This window comes from Pseudomonas sediminis, assembly GCF_039555755.1.
GTDB lineage: Bacteria > Pseudomonadota > Gammaproteobacteria > Pseudomonadales > Pseudomonadaceae > Aquipseudomonas > Aquipseudomonas mendocina_D.
This window is the reverse complement of sequence record NZ_CP154631.1, coordinates 1780627-1794825: the sequence shown is the minus strand read 5'-3', so window position 1 is coordinate 1794825 and position 14199 is coordinate 1780627. Positions and strand designations below refer to the sequence as shown.

Genomic DNA, 14199 nt, shown 5'->3' with positions numbered 1-14199 from the left:
CAACCGCAAAAAACCACGACTTGAGCCTGACGCTAATCAGTTGGTACATGGCAGCTTTCACCATCCGCAAACACGCCACACAAATCGATCACGAAGCGCGCAGGTTGCGCTTCTCCTGCAGCTACGACGATGAACACCGAATGATTGGCGTCTCGACCAGTAACGCGCTGCACGTAAAGAGCAAGATTTCCCTGCTTATACGCGGGCGTATCGCCTGGAAAATCCATATATTTTTTTGCCCCAGGAATCAGACCTACCAGCGCATCTGCCTGCCGTTCACCCAGTTCCCATAAATACTGGGCCTGCCGGTTGTCGAAGAGCACTGCTCTGAAATCTGGCGTATCCAATATTGAGCTGAACACGTAGAAATCGCTTTCAGCGCCATCAAATAGTCGTTTTTTATTTTTAATAAGGTTCTTCATGCCTTGAAAATAAAGACAACTTTTCACTCCTAACTAATCTGTACTGGCCATTCAAGCCTACTCTTTAACATGCGAACCACCCTTTGGACTGCCTGCTGCCGAGGGCAATATAAGTAAGAAGTCTAGCCCTTTATCGAAAGCCCTCGACGAGTGACAGATCTTTCTCGCCGCCCCATGGATCATCTAGCAAGTACTTGGGTTCGACTTTTGCGTCCACCGGGACCAAGGTTATCTTGTAGAAAATCTCGTCGCCTTCACAGACTTCAAAGTACAACGCATAGTCACGCTTTACCAAATCCAGTTCGACTTTGAATTTTTCAGTTGCGGATGCAACTTCCACATGTGCAGGATTTGTGACGTGAAACGGCACAACGATACAACGCTGAGCAGTTTCATCTAGAGCAAAACTATTTGTTAGGCTCAAATACACGTTCGCACCGAAAGCGTCTTCAGGCAGAGGATCAAATACAACGTAGTCACGATGCAGAACCGCCCCCTGCTCTAGATTAACCTTACCCCATTGACTAGACGCCTCGTCGAAATGGCGCGCACGAAATTGAATTTGGCTGTGGGATATTAATAAATCTACAGACTGTGTTTTACTTTCCATCAATAAACCTCGATTTTAATTCTGGTTCCGTTGGGAAGATCGGATAGGACATTGCCAATGCTAGATCCAGCGCCGCGATTATCGCTAGGGTCGATATATTTGACACTCGCGCCGCTACCACCCTCTTTAAACATCGCCATTGGCCATTCGTCTCGATCCTTGCCTTTTTTGGTCTTGACATCTTTCAAACTGAGTTTGCGGTTCAGCTTAGCGGTATCACGTTGAATGGTCACAATGTAGGGGTGTCCCTTCTTAATAGCACCATCGATATGACCAAATGTCTCCGGGTATTCCGAACGTTTCAACCGCAGTTTGCAGAGAAAAGGGGACAGATTTATTGAATCACAACACCAGTGGTTGAAAATAAATCTGCCTCTTTATCCGCGCCCCGAATATTCAGAACATTCGTGTTCCACCCAAATATTCGCTTTACGACTCACACACAAAAAACATCCCTACTTGTCCATTTCTTTCTGATTTCTTCTTCATCAGTAGACATGCCGTTGCATCAGTAAGATACAAGGCGTCTTGGTATGGAGCTGGGCAGTCAGAGGAATATATTTGCCCTAGAAAATAATAATCCGTTTCAAGTTCTCTAGATAGCGGCCTACCAACTGACTTCTGCGCCAACAAGGAACCTACATAGTTGGTATTCGGATCAACTTGCTTTAGTTTTAACTCTGCATTTTTTCGTGGAATTTTTATGCCAGGAGCTAAAGTTTTCTCTCTAGATGTAGAATGAACAACCAATGTGTAACCTGGAGATTGCTCTGTACTCTGCTTTAGAGCGTCATCATATGTTATTAAGTCTAGAAAATATGTATTGCTGTCATATGTAGAGAATACATGGATAAACCCATCATCCGGGAGGCTGGCATATCCAGTTTCTGTTTTTATTTCTTTACAGTCGATAGTAAGTATAAGTGCCAAATATTCGCCATCCGGATTTCCTGGCCATTCAGACTTAAAAATATAACCCCCCAAACCATATAAAGCTTTCCTCTTTATCGCATGGGGTTATTGTGTATATATCCATAATTTATTTACAACGCCCTAAGGATTTAAGCGAAAAGGGGACAGATTTATTTATTGAACCACAACACTAGTGGCCGAAATTAAATCTGTCCCCTTTTCGCAAAATGAAGCTTTGTTCAGGGCTTTTTTTCCAGGTAGAATTTCAGGTATTTTTTGGGCCGTTCCTGAAAAGCTCGCGCCTTGCCAAAGTTGTAGGCTTCATTGAAGTATTTGTAGGCTTGGGCTTGGTCTCCCAGTTCAAAGTAGACCATTCCCAAGTTAATCAACGGCCCTGTATCGATATCCGACTCCCGCCCATCCAAGGTCTTTTGTGCCCAGTGCTTGGCCGCCTCGAAATCCCCATTGTCGAAATGCAGATTGAAAAACGAACCTGTGACCCACGATGACAAGGGTGTCCACTCCAATTTGGGCTCAGGAAGCAAGTCCCAAGCCTTCTGGTAATGGGCTTGAGCTTGTTCTTTTTTGTTTTGCTCATCAAGTTCGTTACCCGATGCCATGACGCACATTATTTCGTCTGCGAGTGTCGAGTTCACGTCTGCCAGGTCTTTCATCACGCCGGTCCTTTACTAATAAATGGGCTTTTCTGCGGGGCCAATAAAATCGCCGGGATCCCGGTACCTGTCCGTCAGGAGCGCGCCTTTGGACCGGTTATGGGAATAGTATTCCAGCTCATAATTGTCGGGGTCACGCATCCACCCCCTCACCTCTTTGGTTTTGGCACCATGAAAACCGCCTTTTGAGTTCCAATACTTAACGGCATCGGTTTTATGAGCCATATCAGCGTCTTTAATCGAATACCATTTTTTATCAGTACTCTGGAACCTCATGTTTTTCCCGGTACCGATGATCTTGCCTTCGGCTCGCATCCGCGCTATCACCGCTTTGCCCGTACGGCTGTTTTTTCCAGGGGTTCTGCCAACGTAGTTCAGGCGGCAAGACAAGCCCAATGGATCAATCCACCCAAACGGGTTGGGACTGTAGGCGTAAAAATTCAGACCACCGTTCAACCCAATCGGATCCGGGCTGATAAACCGTCCGATATCCGGATCGTAGAACCTGAAGGTGTTGTAGTGCAGCCCCGTTTCGCGGTCCAGGTACTGGCCCTGGAAGCGCAGGTTCTGCTCTTCGACAAAGAAGCTTTCCTGCTGTTCGGCCAGGGTGTTGCCCCAGACTTGATAACGGGCCTGCCAGATGCAGCGGCCATCGTCTTCGGTGAGTTGCTGCGGTAAGCCGTTTGGATCGGTGTGGTAGTAGCGCAGGCGGGCGTGTTCGCCCTGGCCATCGACGCGCGCCAGCGGGTCGTAGCTGCCTTCGTCGTAGAGGTAGAGGCTGTGCCGGCCGTTGCGGGTTTCGCTGAGCAGGCGCAGGCCGTCCCAGGTGAAGTCGGTCTGACCGAGCAGTACGCCGTGGACATCGTAGTGGCTTTTGCCGATACGCCGGCCAAGCGGGTCGTAGCGCATGACCACGCGGCTGCCGTCGTTGTTGGTCACTTCCCGCACGCGGTGTTCGGCGTCGTAGCTCAGCCGTTGCACCTGGTGACGACCGCTGCGTTTTTCCACCAGGCGGCCGAAGGCGTCGTAGCGGTAGCGCTTGTCCTGGTAGGTGAGCAGTTTGTTGTGGCGCACCCAGCCGCTGCTGGCGGCGTCGCCGCCCACCGGGTGCAGCAGGTTGGCGGCGGCGTCGTAGCTGTAGGTTTCCAGATTGCCGCGAATCAGGTCCTGGCTGGCAATGATGCGCCCGCTGGCGTCGTAGTGCAGTTGCTGCTTCTGTTCGCGCTGGCTGGCCGGGTCACGGTCGAGGCGGCCGATCAGGTTGTTGGCGCTGATGGAAAATTGACCCACCCTGCCGATTGAAATTTGACCCAGGGCGGATTGCTGATTTTGTTACCAGCAACTGTGGATAAGTCTACCAGCGCAGCTGCTTTTGAACCCACTCCCTCGCTGTCCCAGTTCAGCTGTTGAAGACCTGCCACATGCAGCCATGCAGCAGGCCGTCGTCACCATGAAATCAGAACGACTCATCGTCCTCCGGTTCCTGGCCGCCCTTACGCTTTCGCTCCCGTGATTTGATCTTGGCCTGGGCCGCCAAGCTACTGTGTTGCAGGCGATAGGACTCGTTACCGGTTTCGACGATGTGGCAGTGGTGGGTCAGCCGATCCAGCAGGGCGGTGGTCATCTTGGCGTCGCCGAACACGCTCGACCATTCGGCGAAGCTCAGGTTGGTGGTGATCACCACGCTGGTGTGTTCGTACAGCTTGGACAGCAGGTGAAACAGCAACGCACCGCCAGCCTGGCTGAACGGCAGATAACCCAGTTCGTCGAGGATGACCAGATCCATGCGCAGCAGTGCCTGGGCGATCCGCCCGGCTTTGCCGTCGTGTTTTTCGCGCTCCAGCAGATTGACCAGATCGACCGTGGAGTAGAAGCGCACGCGCTTGCCATGCCGGGTGATGCCGGACACGGCCAGCGCGGTGGCTAGGTGGGTTTTACCGGTGCCTGGCCCACCGATCAGCACCACGTTCTGCGCGGTGTCGGTAAAGGCCAGGCTGGCCAGCTCGCTGATCAGGCGTGCGTCGGCGCTAGAGGCGTTGAAATCGAAGCTGGCCAGATCGCGGTGCATCGGCAGCTTGGCCATGTTCATCTGGTGGCTCACCGAGCGCATGGCGCGATCTGTGTGCTCTTGTTCCAGCAGGTGTTCGAGCAGCCACTTGGACGAGGCTGTGTTCGACTCACCCTGTGCAGTTAACTCCGCCCAGGCCGTGGCCATGCCGTGCAGGCGCAGCTCCTTGAGTTCCGCCATCAAATCACGCATGACCGACCTCCTCGGCCTGGCCACGCAGGCGGTCGTAGCGCGCCGTGTTAGCGACGGGGGCTTCCTTGAGCGACAAGTGGGTTTCGACGCTGGGTGGTGGTTCGGTCGCGGCCAGGCGCGCCACGACATTGAGGATGTGTTCGGCGCTCAGGCTGCCGCTTTCCAGTACCAGCTCAACAGCCACCAACACCGCATCGAGCCCGGCGACCGGTACGGCAGCCAGAACTTGCGCCATGATCCGGTCACCGCCGGCATGACGCCCCAGACCGTGCTTAAGTTGACGCAGCGGCGCCGGCAGATCAGCAAAGGGCGCGCCGTTGCGCAGCGCACCGGGCTTGCGTTCGATCAGCGGGAGGTAGTGCTGCCAGTCATAGCTGACCTGGTCGCGATCCAGCAAGCGGACATGGCTGGCGATCAGCGCGTCGTCAGCCACCACCTCGATTCGCGTCGGATACAAACGGCTGCTGACCCACTTACCCGCGTACTCACACGGCACCGAGTAGCGGTTGCGCCCGACGCTGACCAGGCAGGTGCTGGAGACCCGCGCAGGCCGCTCGACGTAACCGTCGAATGGCGCTGGCACAGGCATCAGTTCAGCGCGCTCCAACTCAAGCACTTCGGCCACACTCAGCCCGCTGTATTGAGGGTGCGTCAGCTCGTTCCAAAGCGCGCGGCAGCGCTGGCCCAGCCAGGCATTGAGTTCCTCGAAGGAGTGAAACTGACAGTCCTGGGCGTCTAGCCAGATACGCCTGCGGCTGTCTTGCACGTTCTTTTCAACGATGCCCTTTTCCCAACCAGCGGCGACGTTGCAGAAGTCCGGATCGAACAGGTAATGCGCGCACATCACCGCAAAGCGTGCATTCACCGCCCGGCCTTTGCCCTTATTGACCTTGTCGACGGCGGTCTTCATGTTGTCGTAGATGCCCCGGCGCGGCACGCCGCCCAAGGCGCCGAACGAGCGTGTATGGGCGTCAAATAACATCTCATGGCCCTGGCTCGGATACGCCACAAGCCAGAACGCACGGCTGGCACACAGCTTCAGATGTGCCACCTGCATACGCCGGTAAATGCCGCCGACCAGCAAGCCTTCCTCGCTCCAGTCAAACTGAAACGCCTCGCCAAGAGCAAAGGTCAGCGGCACAAAGGCCTGCGACGCCTTGCCCTGTCCCCCTCGCCAGGCACGGATAAACGCGGTGAGCTGGCTGTAGCCACCGTCATAACCATCGGCTTTGATTTGCGCCAACAGCGCCTTGGCACTGCGCCGCTGTTGCTTGGGGCGCAGCGAATCGGCTTTTAGCGCCTGCTCTAGCGTGGCGTGAAAAGGGCTGAGTTTGTTAAAGATCGCGCGGCGTTGGTACACCGGCTGCTTGGCCTCAGGTGCTCTGACCCACTTGCGAATCGTGTTGCGCGCCAGCCCGGTGCGCTTGGCTATCTCATGCAGCGACAGCTTGTCGCGGAAATACATCCGCCGAATTTTGCCCATCATTTCCATACTGATCACCCTGTGTTCTCCTGCTCAAAAATTGAGCAGAAGCAGTTGAACACCTGGGTCAGTTTTCAGTCGGCAGAACAGCCTCTACTGGGTCAGTTTTCGGTCAGCGGCAACAGGCATAGCGTTCAACTTGGGACGCCTCAACCTCAATGGTTTTGACCTCTGTGAGAACGATATGACCGTCCTGCACATTGGCAACGCGCAGATATGGCAATTCGACAGGATCTTTTAACCCTTTCTTGCCTTTTGCAACGCCAGTGCGAACTTCCGCGACATCCTGTAGCAGCACCACAGGCCAGTTGGCAGCGTCTTGGTTATCCACACCCCGACTGAATAGGGTTTGCATCAGTCCCTGCCTTAGGGCCTGTGTAGCTTCAATCTGACGGGAAATCACGCCTAACTTGTCATCCACCGCCGTGAGGATGGCGGCTATTTTTTTCTGTTCGGGGAGTGGGGGAAGTGGCAGTTGAAAACGCGACAGTTGATCGTAATAGATACGCACCCGAACACTGCCGTCGCCAGTAACGCCAACATAGCTTCGCCACAAACCTGAATGCCGGACATGGTCAAGGTAGTTCGGTAACAAGCGCTCAGGGTCAGTATGAAAAACAACATAGTCAGGACTGACCATTACACGGCGATCAGCAGTGTTCCGAGCGATAGATCCGATATTCAAACGCATAGGGTTGTATGCAAATGCGTTTGGAGCAACGACTTTACAGCGGTCGGTAGAGTCACCTTTCACCCGCTCCCTCATCGGAACAAGACCGTGTGACTTAAGAACCCCGCAAAGTAACTTGTCATCCAGTTGGCCGTTATTCCGTGACCGACACTCCCTGGTAACTTCGGCTAGCGAAACGACCTGCCAAGAGGAATAGTTATCCTTAGAAGCGGTAGCCTGCTGCTGATGGCCAGACTTACCCCCCAGCTTCATACCTCAACCTCCAACAGCCCCAGCGCGGCCAGATAGCCGTTCAGCCGCGCATCAACCTGTGCCTCCTCCTCAGAGAGTGCCGCCAGTTGCTCTAAAGTGGCGGCCACATCCACGACTTCTTCGGTCTCACCGTTGTCGATATAGCGGGAAATATTGAGATTACTGTCGTTGCTTCGGACTTCTTCCAGTGTCACTACCCGGCAATAGTTTTCGACCTCAGCTTGCTGCTCAAATGCCGCCTTGTGGGTGCTCACAATGCGCGTAATGTCTTCAGCGCGCAGACTGTTCTGCGCCTTCCCTTCGAGGTAGTCGCGGCTGCCGTCGATGATGATGACCTTACCCTTCAGCGCAACGGGTTTCTGCTTGTTCAAGATCAAAACGCAAGCCGGGATACCGGTGTTGTAGAACAGGGCAGACGGGAGGCCGACGATTGCCTCAATCAGATCGCCAGGCTGATTACCGTTGGCCGCATCTGTACCGAACAGAAGCCCCTCGCGAATCTTGCCTTCCTCACCGCTGCGGAATAGCACGCCATGGGGCAGGATAACCCCCATGCGGCCATCAGCCTTGAGGCTGGCCAACATATGCTGAGCAAAGGCGAGGTCGGCATAACTCCGTGGCGGGACGCCATAGACCAAGCGACCATAAGGGTCACTGACCTGCTTGTAGTTGGGAGCTTTGGGCTTCTTGCCACTGTCTTGCTCGTTCTCGTTGCTCAGCTCCAACGGTGCCCACCAGGATTTTGCCGAGAACGGCGGATTGGCAATCACCCGGTCGAAGGTCTTCAGGTAATCGCCGTCTAGGTGCTTGGGCTCGACCAGCGTATCGCCGCGTTCAATCTCGGCATGCATGTTGTGCAGGTATAGATTGAGCTTGGCGATGGCCCAGGTGCCCAGGTTCTTTTCCTGCCCGTACAGCAGAACATTAGGCTTGCCCATCAAGGTTCCATTGGGCAAATTGGACACATGGTGGGCGCTCTCCACCAGCATGCCGCCACTGCCGCAGGTTGGGTCGTACACACTGTGGCCGGGCTGCGGGTCAATTAGCTCAACCACCAATTGCACCACGGCCTTGGGCGTATAGAACTCGCCACCTTTTTTACCTGCGTCATCGGCAAACTGCTTGATCAGATACTCGTAGGCATCGCCCAGCATGTCGGCCTTGTAGAGGTCGTCATTGCCCAGCTTGTACTGGTTAAAGTGGCGCAGCAGACGCTGCAAGGTGGCATCCGACAGCACCCTCTTATCGCCGTACTGCGTAGCGGTCAACACATGTTGCAGCTCAGGGTTGTTGGCCTCGATGGTCGCGAAAGCCTTGTCGAGGGCTTCACCAATATTCTCGGTGCGAGATATCAGATCGAACCAACGGGCACTAATCGGGAATTTGCCCCATTTATCCTCAATCTCATCCTGAGCATCGCCAAAGCTCAGGCCTTCGTCCTTCATCAGCTTGGCAATGCGCTCTTCGAACACATCGTTGTAACGTTTGAGGAAGAGCAGACCGAAGATGTAGTTCTTGAAGTCGGAGGAGTCGATGGAACCGCGCAGAATGTTGGCGGATTCCCAGAGCCAGGACTCCAGCGTTTCGAGTGACAGCTTGTCAGCCATGGGTAAATCAATCCCTATACAAAGCGCGACGCCCAGCACCTGGCGATTGCTGCCATGCCGGCTGGGCGCATCAGAAAAATGTGGGCTCGATTCTACAAGTCGACGCCACTTGAAGCCCGAAAAATCAAACGCCCCTGAATGACAAAACCCCGGCAGACCTTTCAGTCAACCGGGGTTTACCAGCAGGAGGGGAGTGAGCCATTAACTTTGGCCTAACCCTCTAACTTTGTCCGAATGGGCAAATAACTTTGTCCACCTACAGGCAGGGTGGCAGGGTGGCAGGGTGGCAGGGATATCAGCATGCGGTTTGTTTTAAAGAAGCCGCAAGCGTGTCGCATCGCACTGCCCATCAGTGATGACTGCTGATGGGCGATCCCCTTTTGATTGGCATAAATTGAAGCGCCCTAGCCGTCCCGCCGAATCTCCCAGAATTCCTCCCCGCCAAAACGAGATTTCTCGCCCTTCCTTGTAGCTTCGCTACACAGCACACCTATGCGGGGCTTTGTTGCTATGCCTAAGAGCCTGATCTACAAAGAAAAACCCCGGCTCTAGGCCGGGGTAGTGACAGAAATTGTCATGACAATAACTTGCACAAACATGACAATTTATCTGCCCGTCGACACCATCTTCAGAAGTCCAGATTCGACACCGCCAGGGCGTTGGACTCGATGAAGTCGCGGCGCGGCTCCACGGCGTCGCCCATCAGGGTGTTGAAGATCTGGTCGGCCGCGATGGCGTCTTCGATCGTCACCTTGAGCATGCGGCGCACTTCCGGGTCCATGGTGGTTTCCCACAGCTGATCTGGGTTCATCTCACCGAGACCTTTGTATCGCTGGATGCTGTGGCGCTTGGTGCTTTCGGCCATCAGCCAGTCCAGCGCTTCCTTGAAGGTGCTGACCGGTTTCTTGCGCTCACCACGCTGAACAAAGGCGCCTTCTTCCAACAGGTTGTTCAGTTGGTCGCCCAGGGTAGTGACGGTCTTGTAGTCATTGCTGGCGAAGAAGTCGCGGTTGAAGGTGGTGTAGCTGGCAAGACCGTGCGATTTGACCTCGACCTCCGGCAGCCACAGGTGGCGCTCGCGGTCTTCGCGCAGGCTGGCACTGTAGGTCTGGCCAGACTTCTCGGTAGTCTTCAGACGTGCCGCGAAGCCTTCCAGCCAGTTCTGCATGAACACCTGGTCAGCCAGTTGCTCGACGGCGATGCGCGGCAGGTAGACAAAGTGTTCGGTGATGTCCTTGGGGTACACGCGTGACAGGCGATCCAGGGTTTTCATGACGCCACGGTATTCGCCGACCAGTTTCTCCAGTGCGCCACCGGACAGGCCCGGGGCGTTCTCGTTGACGTGCAGGCTGGCGTCCTCCAGGGCCGACTGGGTCATGTATTCCTCCATGGCCTCGTCGTCCTTGATGTACTGCTCCTGCTTGCCTTTCTTCACCTTGTACAGCGGCGGCTGAGCGATATAGATGTAGCCACGCTCGACTAGCTCCGGCAACTGACGGAAGAAGAAGGTCAGCAGCAGGGTACGGATGTGCGAACCGTCGACGTCAGCATCGGTCATGATGATGATGTTGTGGTAACGCAGCTTGTCGATGTTGTACTCCTCACGACCGATACCGCAACCGAGCGCAGTAATCAGGGTGCCGACTTCCTGCGAGGAAATCATGCGATCGAAGCGTGCACGTTCGACGTTGAGGATCTTGCCCTTGAGCGGCAGGATAGCCTGGGTCTTGCGGTTACGGCCCTGCTTGGCAGAACCGCCCGCGGAGTCACCCTCCACGATGTAGAGTTCGGACAGCGCCGGGTCTTTTTCCTGGCAGTCGGCTAGCTTGCCGGGCAAGCCGGCGATGTCCAGCGCACCTTTACGGCGGGTCATTTCACGGGCTTTACGAGCCGCTTCGCGGGCACGCGCGGCGTCGATCATCTTGCCGACCACGGCCTTGGCTTCGTTGGGGTTCTCCAGCAGGAAGTCGGAAAAGTACTTGCCCATCTCCTGCTCGACTGCGGTTTTCACCTCACTCGATACCAGTTTGTCTTTGGTCTGCGAGCTGAATTTCGGGTCCGGCACCTTGACCGAGATGATCGCAGTCAGGCCTTCGCGGGCGTCGTCACCGGTGGTCGACACCTTGAACTTCTTCGCCAGGCCTTCGGACTCGATGTAGTTGTTCAGGTGGCGGGTGAGGGCAGAGCGGAAGCCCGCCAGGTGAGTACCACCGTCGCGCTGCGGAATGTTGTTGGTGAAGCAGAGCAGGTTCTCGTTGAAGCTGTCGTTCCACTGCAGGGCGACTTCGACACCAACACCGTCTTCTTCGCGTTGGATATTGAAGTGGAACACCTGGTTGACCACGGTCTTGTTGGTGTTCAGGTACTCAACGAAAGCTTTCAGGCCACCCTCGTACTTGAACAGCTCTTCCTTGCCGGTGCGCTCATCACGCAGCAGGATGCCTACGCCGGAGTTGAGGAAGGACAGCTCACGCAGACGCTTGGCCAGGATGTCCCAGCTGAAGTGAATGTTGGCGAAGGTCTCTTCGGAGGGTTTGAAGTGGATCTGCGTACCGGTACTGTCGGTATCGCCAACAGCGGCCAGAGGCGCTTGCGGTACGCCATGCACGTAAGTCTGTTCCCAGATCTTGCCGCTACGACGGATGGTCAGTACCAGCTCCTTGGAGAGGGCATTGACCACCGAGACACCCACACCGTGCAGGCCGCCGGATACCTTGTAGCTGTTGTCGTCGAACTTACCGCCGGCGTGCAACACGGTCATGATGACCTCTGCCGCCGAGACGCCTTCTTCCTTGTGAATGTCGACCGGAATACCACGGCCGTTGTCACGCACGCTGATCGACTCATCCGGGTGGATGGTGATGGTGATTTCGCTGCAATAGCCTGCCAGCGCTTCGTCGATCGAGTTATCGACCACCTCGAACACCATGTGGTGCAGACCACTACCATCGTCAGTGTCACCGATGTACATCCCGGGACGTTTGCGTACGGCGTCCAGTCCTTTCAGCACCTTGATGCTGGAGGAGTCGTACGTTTGGTTCTCGCTCATGCCTTCACTCCCGATGGTCTTGGGTCTGGGTGATACGGCCATGTTCCACGTGGAACATGGCAACCGGCGTATCCGTCTGCCAGCCTTCCCTCAACAATTCATGATCCACACAGGTGATGAACACCTGGCAGCGCAAATCTTCCAGCAACCGGCACAATGCCTGGCGATGCTGCTCATCCAGTTCCGACGGTAGGTCGTCCACCAGATAGATACATTGTCCACGCTTGGCTTCATTGACCAGGTGACCCTGGGCAATACGCAACGCGCAAACCACCAATTTCTGTTGTCCTCGCGACAGGATTTCTGCCGCGTTATGTCCCGCAAGTCGAAGACGCAAATCCGCTCTCTGCGGCCCGGCCTGGGTATGCCCGAGTTGCTGATCGCGGAGGAGGGAGGTAGCGAGCACTTCGCTCAGCTCACGATCCTTGTCCCACCCACGGTAGTAACTCAGGGTCAGCCCGTCCAACTCCAGCAGCTCGGCCAAGGTCTGCTCGAACACCGGTTTCAGCGCCTGAATATAGGCTCTGCGATAGGTGTCGATCTCCACGCTGGCACTGCATAATTCGCGGTCCCACGCGGCCTGCGAAGCACCGTCAAGTGTACCATGGCGCAGCCACGAGTTTCGCTGCCGCAGGGCTTTCTGCAGGCGCTGCCAGGCACCGAGAAAGCGATGTTCCACGTGGAACACACCCCAATCGAGAAACTGCCGGCGAATCTTCGGTGCACCTTCAAGCAGGCGAAAACTATCGGGGTTGATCACCTGCAGTGGCAGTAGCTCAGCCAGCTGCGCAGCACTGCGAGCGTTCTGCCCATCGATACGAATCTGCAGCTCGCCCTGACGGTCGCGAGAGATTCCCAGATTACTTGAGCCGCCTTCAGCTAACTGCACCTGACCGAAAATGGTACAGGCAGGTTGTTCGTAATGAATGACAGGCTGCAGGCGTGTGCTGCGGAATGAACGGGCGAGGCCGAGCAGATGGATCGCCTCGAGCAAGCTGGTCTTGCCGCTGCCGTTGGCGCCGTGAAGGATGTTAATGCGGGAGGAGGGGGAGAGGGTCACCGGGTGCAGATTGCGCACCGCGGTGACCGTGATACGGCTTAGGGACATTAAAGACGCATCGGCATGACAACGTAGGCAGAATCGTCGTTGTCGGCTTCCTGCAGCAGGGCACTGCTGTTGGAATCGGAGAGAATCAGGCGGACCTGCTCGGTGCCCATCACGCCCAATACATCCAGCAGATAGCTGACGTTGAAACCAATCTCCAGGCCGCTGCCCGAATAGTCGACAACGATCTCTTCTTCGGCCTCTTCCTGTTCCGGGTTGTTGGCCTGAATTTTCAGCAGACCGGATGCCAGGGTCAGGCGAATACCGCGATACTTCTCGTTGGACAGAATCGCGGTGCGACTGAAGGCTTCGCGCAGGCCCTGACGATCCGCCAGCACCAGCTTGTCGCCACCGCGCGGCAGTACGCGCTCGTAATCCGGGAATTTGCCGTCCACCAGCTTCGAAGTGAAAGTGAACTCACCGGTGTTGGCACGGATGTGGTGCTGCCCAAGAACAATGGCGACTTCGGCGTCTTGCTCGGTCAGCAGGCGAGCCAGCTCGAGAATACCTTTGCGCGGCACGATGACCTGATGCTTGCCTTCCTGCTGGATGGCAGCCTCCATCGAGCACATGGCCAGACGGTGGCCGTCGGTAGCGACTGCACGCAGCAGGCCGCTCTGTACTTCCAGGAGCATGCCGTTGAGGTAGTAACGCACATCCTGCTGGGCCATGGCGAAGCTGGTCCGTTCGACCAGGCGGCGCAGCTTGGCTTGCGGCAAGTTGAAGGTCAGCGAACCCGGACCTTCCTCGACGGTGGGGAAATCGTTGGCAGGCAGCGTCGAAAGGGTGAAGCGACTGCGACCAGCCTTGACCAGCAACTTCTGGTCATCGACACGAATGTCGATCATCGCATCGCTTGGCAGGCTCTTGCAGATGTCCATCAGCTTGCGCGCCGGCACGGTGATTTCACCGGGTTCGGCTGCATCTTCGAGCGTGACGCGACCAACCAGCTCGACCTCGAGGTCGGTACCGGTGAGCGAGAGCTGCTGGCCTTCGACCACCAGCAGGACGTTGGACAGAACCGGCAGCGTCTGGCGTCGTTCCACGACACCGGCGACCAGTTGCAGGGGTTTCAACAGGGCTTCGCGTTGAATAGTGAAATGCATGGTCTAGTCCCTTGCCTCGTGGAGCTGC

General features: G+C 55.8%; 12 protein-coding genes and 1 pseudogene. All 13 read right to left on the bottom strand.

Going from position 1 to position 14199, the window contains the following annotated elements; all coding sequences use genetic code 11:
* Positions 1 to 32: 32 nt before the first annotated feature.
* A complete protein-coding gene (locus AAEQ75_RS08560) occupies positions 33 to 422 on the bottom strand; it encodes a hypothetical protein (protein WP_343351641.1) in 390 nt (129 codons plus the stop codon).
* Positions 423 to 552: 130 nt separating this feature from the next.
* A complete protein-coding gene (gene comJ / locus AAEQ75_RS08555) occupies positions 553 to 1032 on the bottom strand; it encodes a competence protein ComJ (RefSeq protein WP_196457244.1) in 480 nt (159 codons plus the stop codon).
* The gene (locus AAEQ75_RS08550) at positions 1032 to 1337 is read right to left on the bottom strand and encodes a NucA/NucB deoxyribonuclease domain-containing protein (protein ID WP_343351638.1); all 306 of its coding nucleotides are present in this window, start codon (positions 1335 to 1337) and stop codon (positions 1032 to 1034) included. Before AAEQ75_RS08550 ends, comJ begins: the two co-directional genes overlap by 1 nt.
* A 124-nt stretch (positions 1338 to 1461) precedes the next feature.
* Positions 1462 to 2016: a DUF1963 domain-containing protein gene (locus tag AAEQ75_RS08545; protein ID WP_343351636.1), complete on the bottom strand. Its 555-nt coding sequence runs from the start codon at positions 2014 to 2016 to the stop codon at positions 1462 to 1464.
* A gap of 167 nt (positions 2017 to 2183) precedes the next feature.
* Positions 2184 to 2618, bottom strand: coding sequence for a hypothetical protein (locus tag AAEQ75_RS08540; protein WP_343351634.1), 435 nt, complete (start codon positions 2616 to 2618; stop codon positions 2184 to 2186).
* Between the two features lie 380 nt (positions 2619 to 2998).
* A pseudogene (locus AAEQ75_RS08530) lies at positions 2999 to 3887 on the bottom strand (RHS repeat domain-containing protein); the annotation flags it as partial.
* 187 nt (positions 3888 to 4074) lie between these two features.
* On the bottom strand, positions 4075 to 4878 hold the full coding sequence (gene istB / locus AAEQ75_RS08525) for an IS21-like element ISPst3 family helper ATPase IstB (RefSeq protein WP_013983804.1): 804 nt from the start codon (positions 4876 to 4878) through the stop codon (positions 4075 to 4077).
* A complete protein-coding gene (istA, locus tag AAEQ75_RS08520) occupies positions 4871 to 6370 on the bottom strand; it encodes an IS21-like element ISPst3 family transposase (RefSeq protein WP_153605164.1) in 1500 nt (499 codons plus the stop codon). The genes istB and istA overlap by 8 nt, the downstream gene beginning before the upstream one ends.
* 103 nt (positions 6371 to 6473) lie before the next feature.
* Positions 6474 to 7115 (bottom strand): restriction endonuclease subunit S, encoded by a 642-nt coding sequence (locus AAEQ75_RS08515; protein ID WP_343351632.1) that lies wholly within the window; start codon positions 7113 to 7115, stop codon positions 6474 to 6476.
* 185 nt (positions 7116 to 7300) lie between these two features.
* Positions 7301 to 8911 carry a type I restriction-modification system subunit M gene (locus tag AAEQ75_RS08510; RefSeq protein WP_181563349.1) on the bottom strand — a complete coding sequence of 537 codons (1611 nt, stop codon included), beginning with the start codon at positions 8909 to 8911 and terminating at the stop codon, positions 7301 to 7303.
* A gap of 628 nt (positions 8912 to 9539) precedes the next feature.
* Positions 9540 to 11960, bottom strand: coding sequence for a DNA topoisomerase (ATP-hydrolyzing) subunit B (gene gyrB, locus AAEQ75_RS08505; protein ID WP_343351630.1), 2421 nt, complete (start codon positions 11958 to 11960; stop codon positions 9540 to 9542).
* 4 nt (positions 11961 to 11964) lie between these two features.
* Positions 11965 to 13068, bottom strand: coding sequence for a DNA replication/repair protein RecF (gene recF / locus AAEQ75_RS08500; protein ID WP_343351628.1), 1104 nt, complete (start codon positions 13066 to 13068; stop codon positions 11965 to 11967).
* Positions 13068 to 14171: a DNA polymerase III subunit beta gene (gene dnaN, locus AAEQ75_RS08495; RefSeq protein WP_125834192.1), complete on the bottom strand. Its 1104-nt coding sequence runs from the start codon at positions 14169 to 14171 to the stop codon at positions 13068 to 13070. Before dnaN ends, recF begins: the two co-directional genes overlap by 1 nt.
* Positions 14172 to 14199: the final 28 nt, after the last annotated feature.

Coding starts and splice junctions, on each gene's coding strand:
- dnaN (WP_125834192.1), bottom strand. CDS start 14,171: ATGCATTTCACTATTCAACGCGAAGCCCTGTTGAAACCCCTGCAACTG.
- gyrB (WP_343351630.1), bottom strand. CDS start 11,960: ATGAGCGAGAACCAAACGTACGACTCCTCCAGCATCAAGGTGCTGAAA.
- AAEQ75_RS08540 (WP_343351634.1), bottom strand. CDS start 2,618: ATGAAAGACCTGGCAGACGTGAACTCGACACTCGCAGACGAAATAATG.
- AAEQ75_RS08510 (WP_181563349.1), bottom strand. CDS start 8,911: ATGGCTGACAAGCTGTCACTCGAAACGCTGGAGTCCTGGCTCTGGGAA.
- comJ (WP_196457244.1), bottom strand. CDS start 1,032: ATGGAAAGTAAAACACAGTCTGTAGATTTATTAATATCCCACAGCCAA.
- recF (WP_343351628.1), bottom strand. CDS start 13,068: ATGTCCCTAAGCCGTATCACGGTCACCGCGGTGCGCAATCTGCACCCG.
- istA (WP_153605164.1), bottom strand. CDS start 6,370: ATGGAAATGATGGGCAAAATTCGGCGGATGTATTTCCGCGACAAGCTG.
- AAEQ75_RS08560 (WP_343351641.1), bottom strand. CDS start 422: ATGAAGAACCTTATTAAAAATAAAAAACGACTATTTGATGGCGCTGAA.
- istB (WP_013983804.1), bottom strand. CDS start 4,878: ATGCGTGATTTGATGGCGGAACTCAAGGAGCTGCGCCTGCACGGCATG.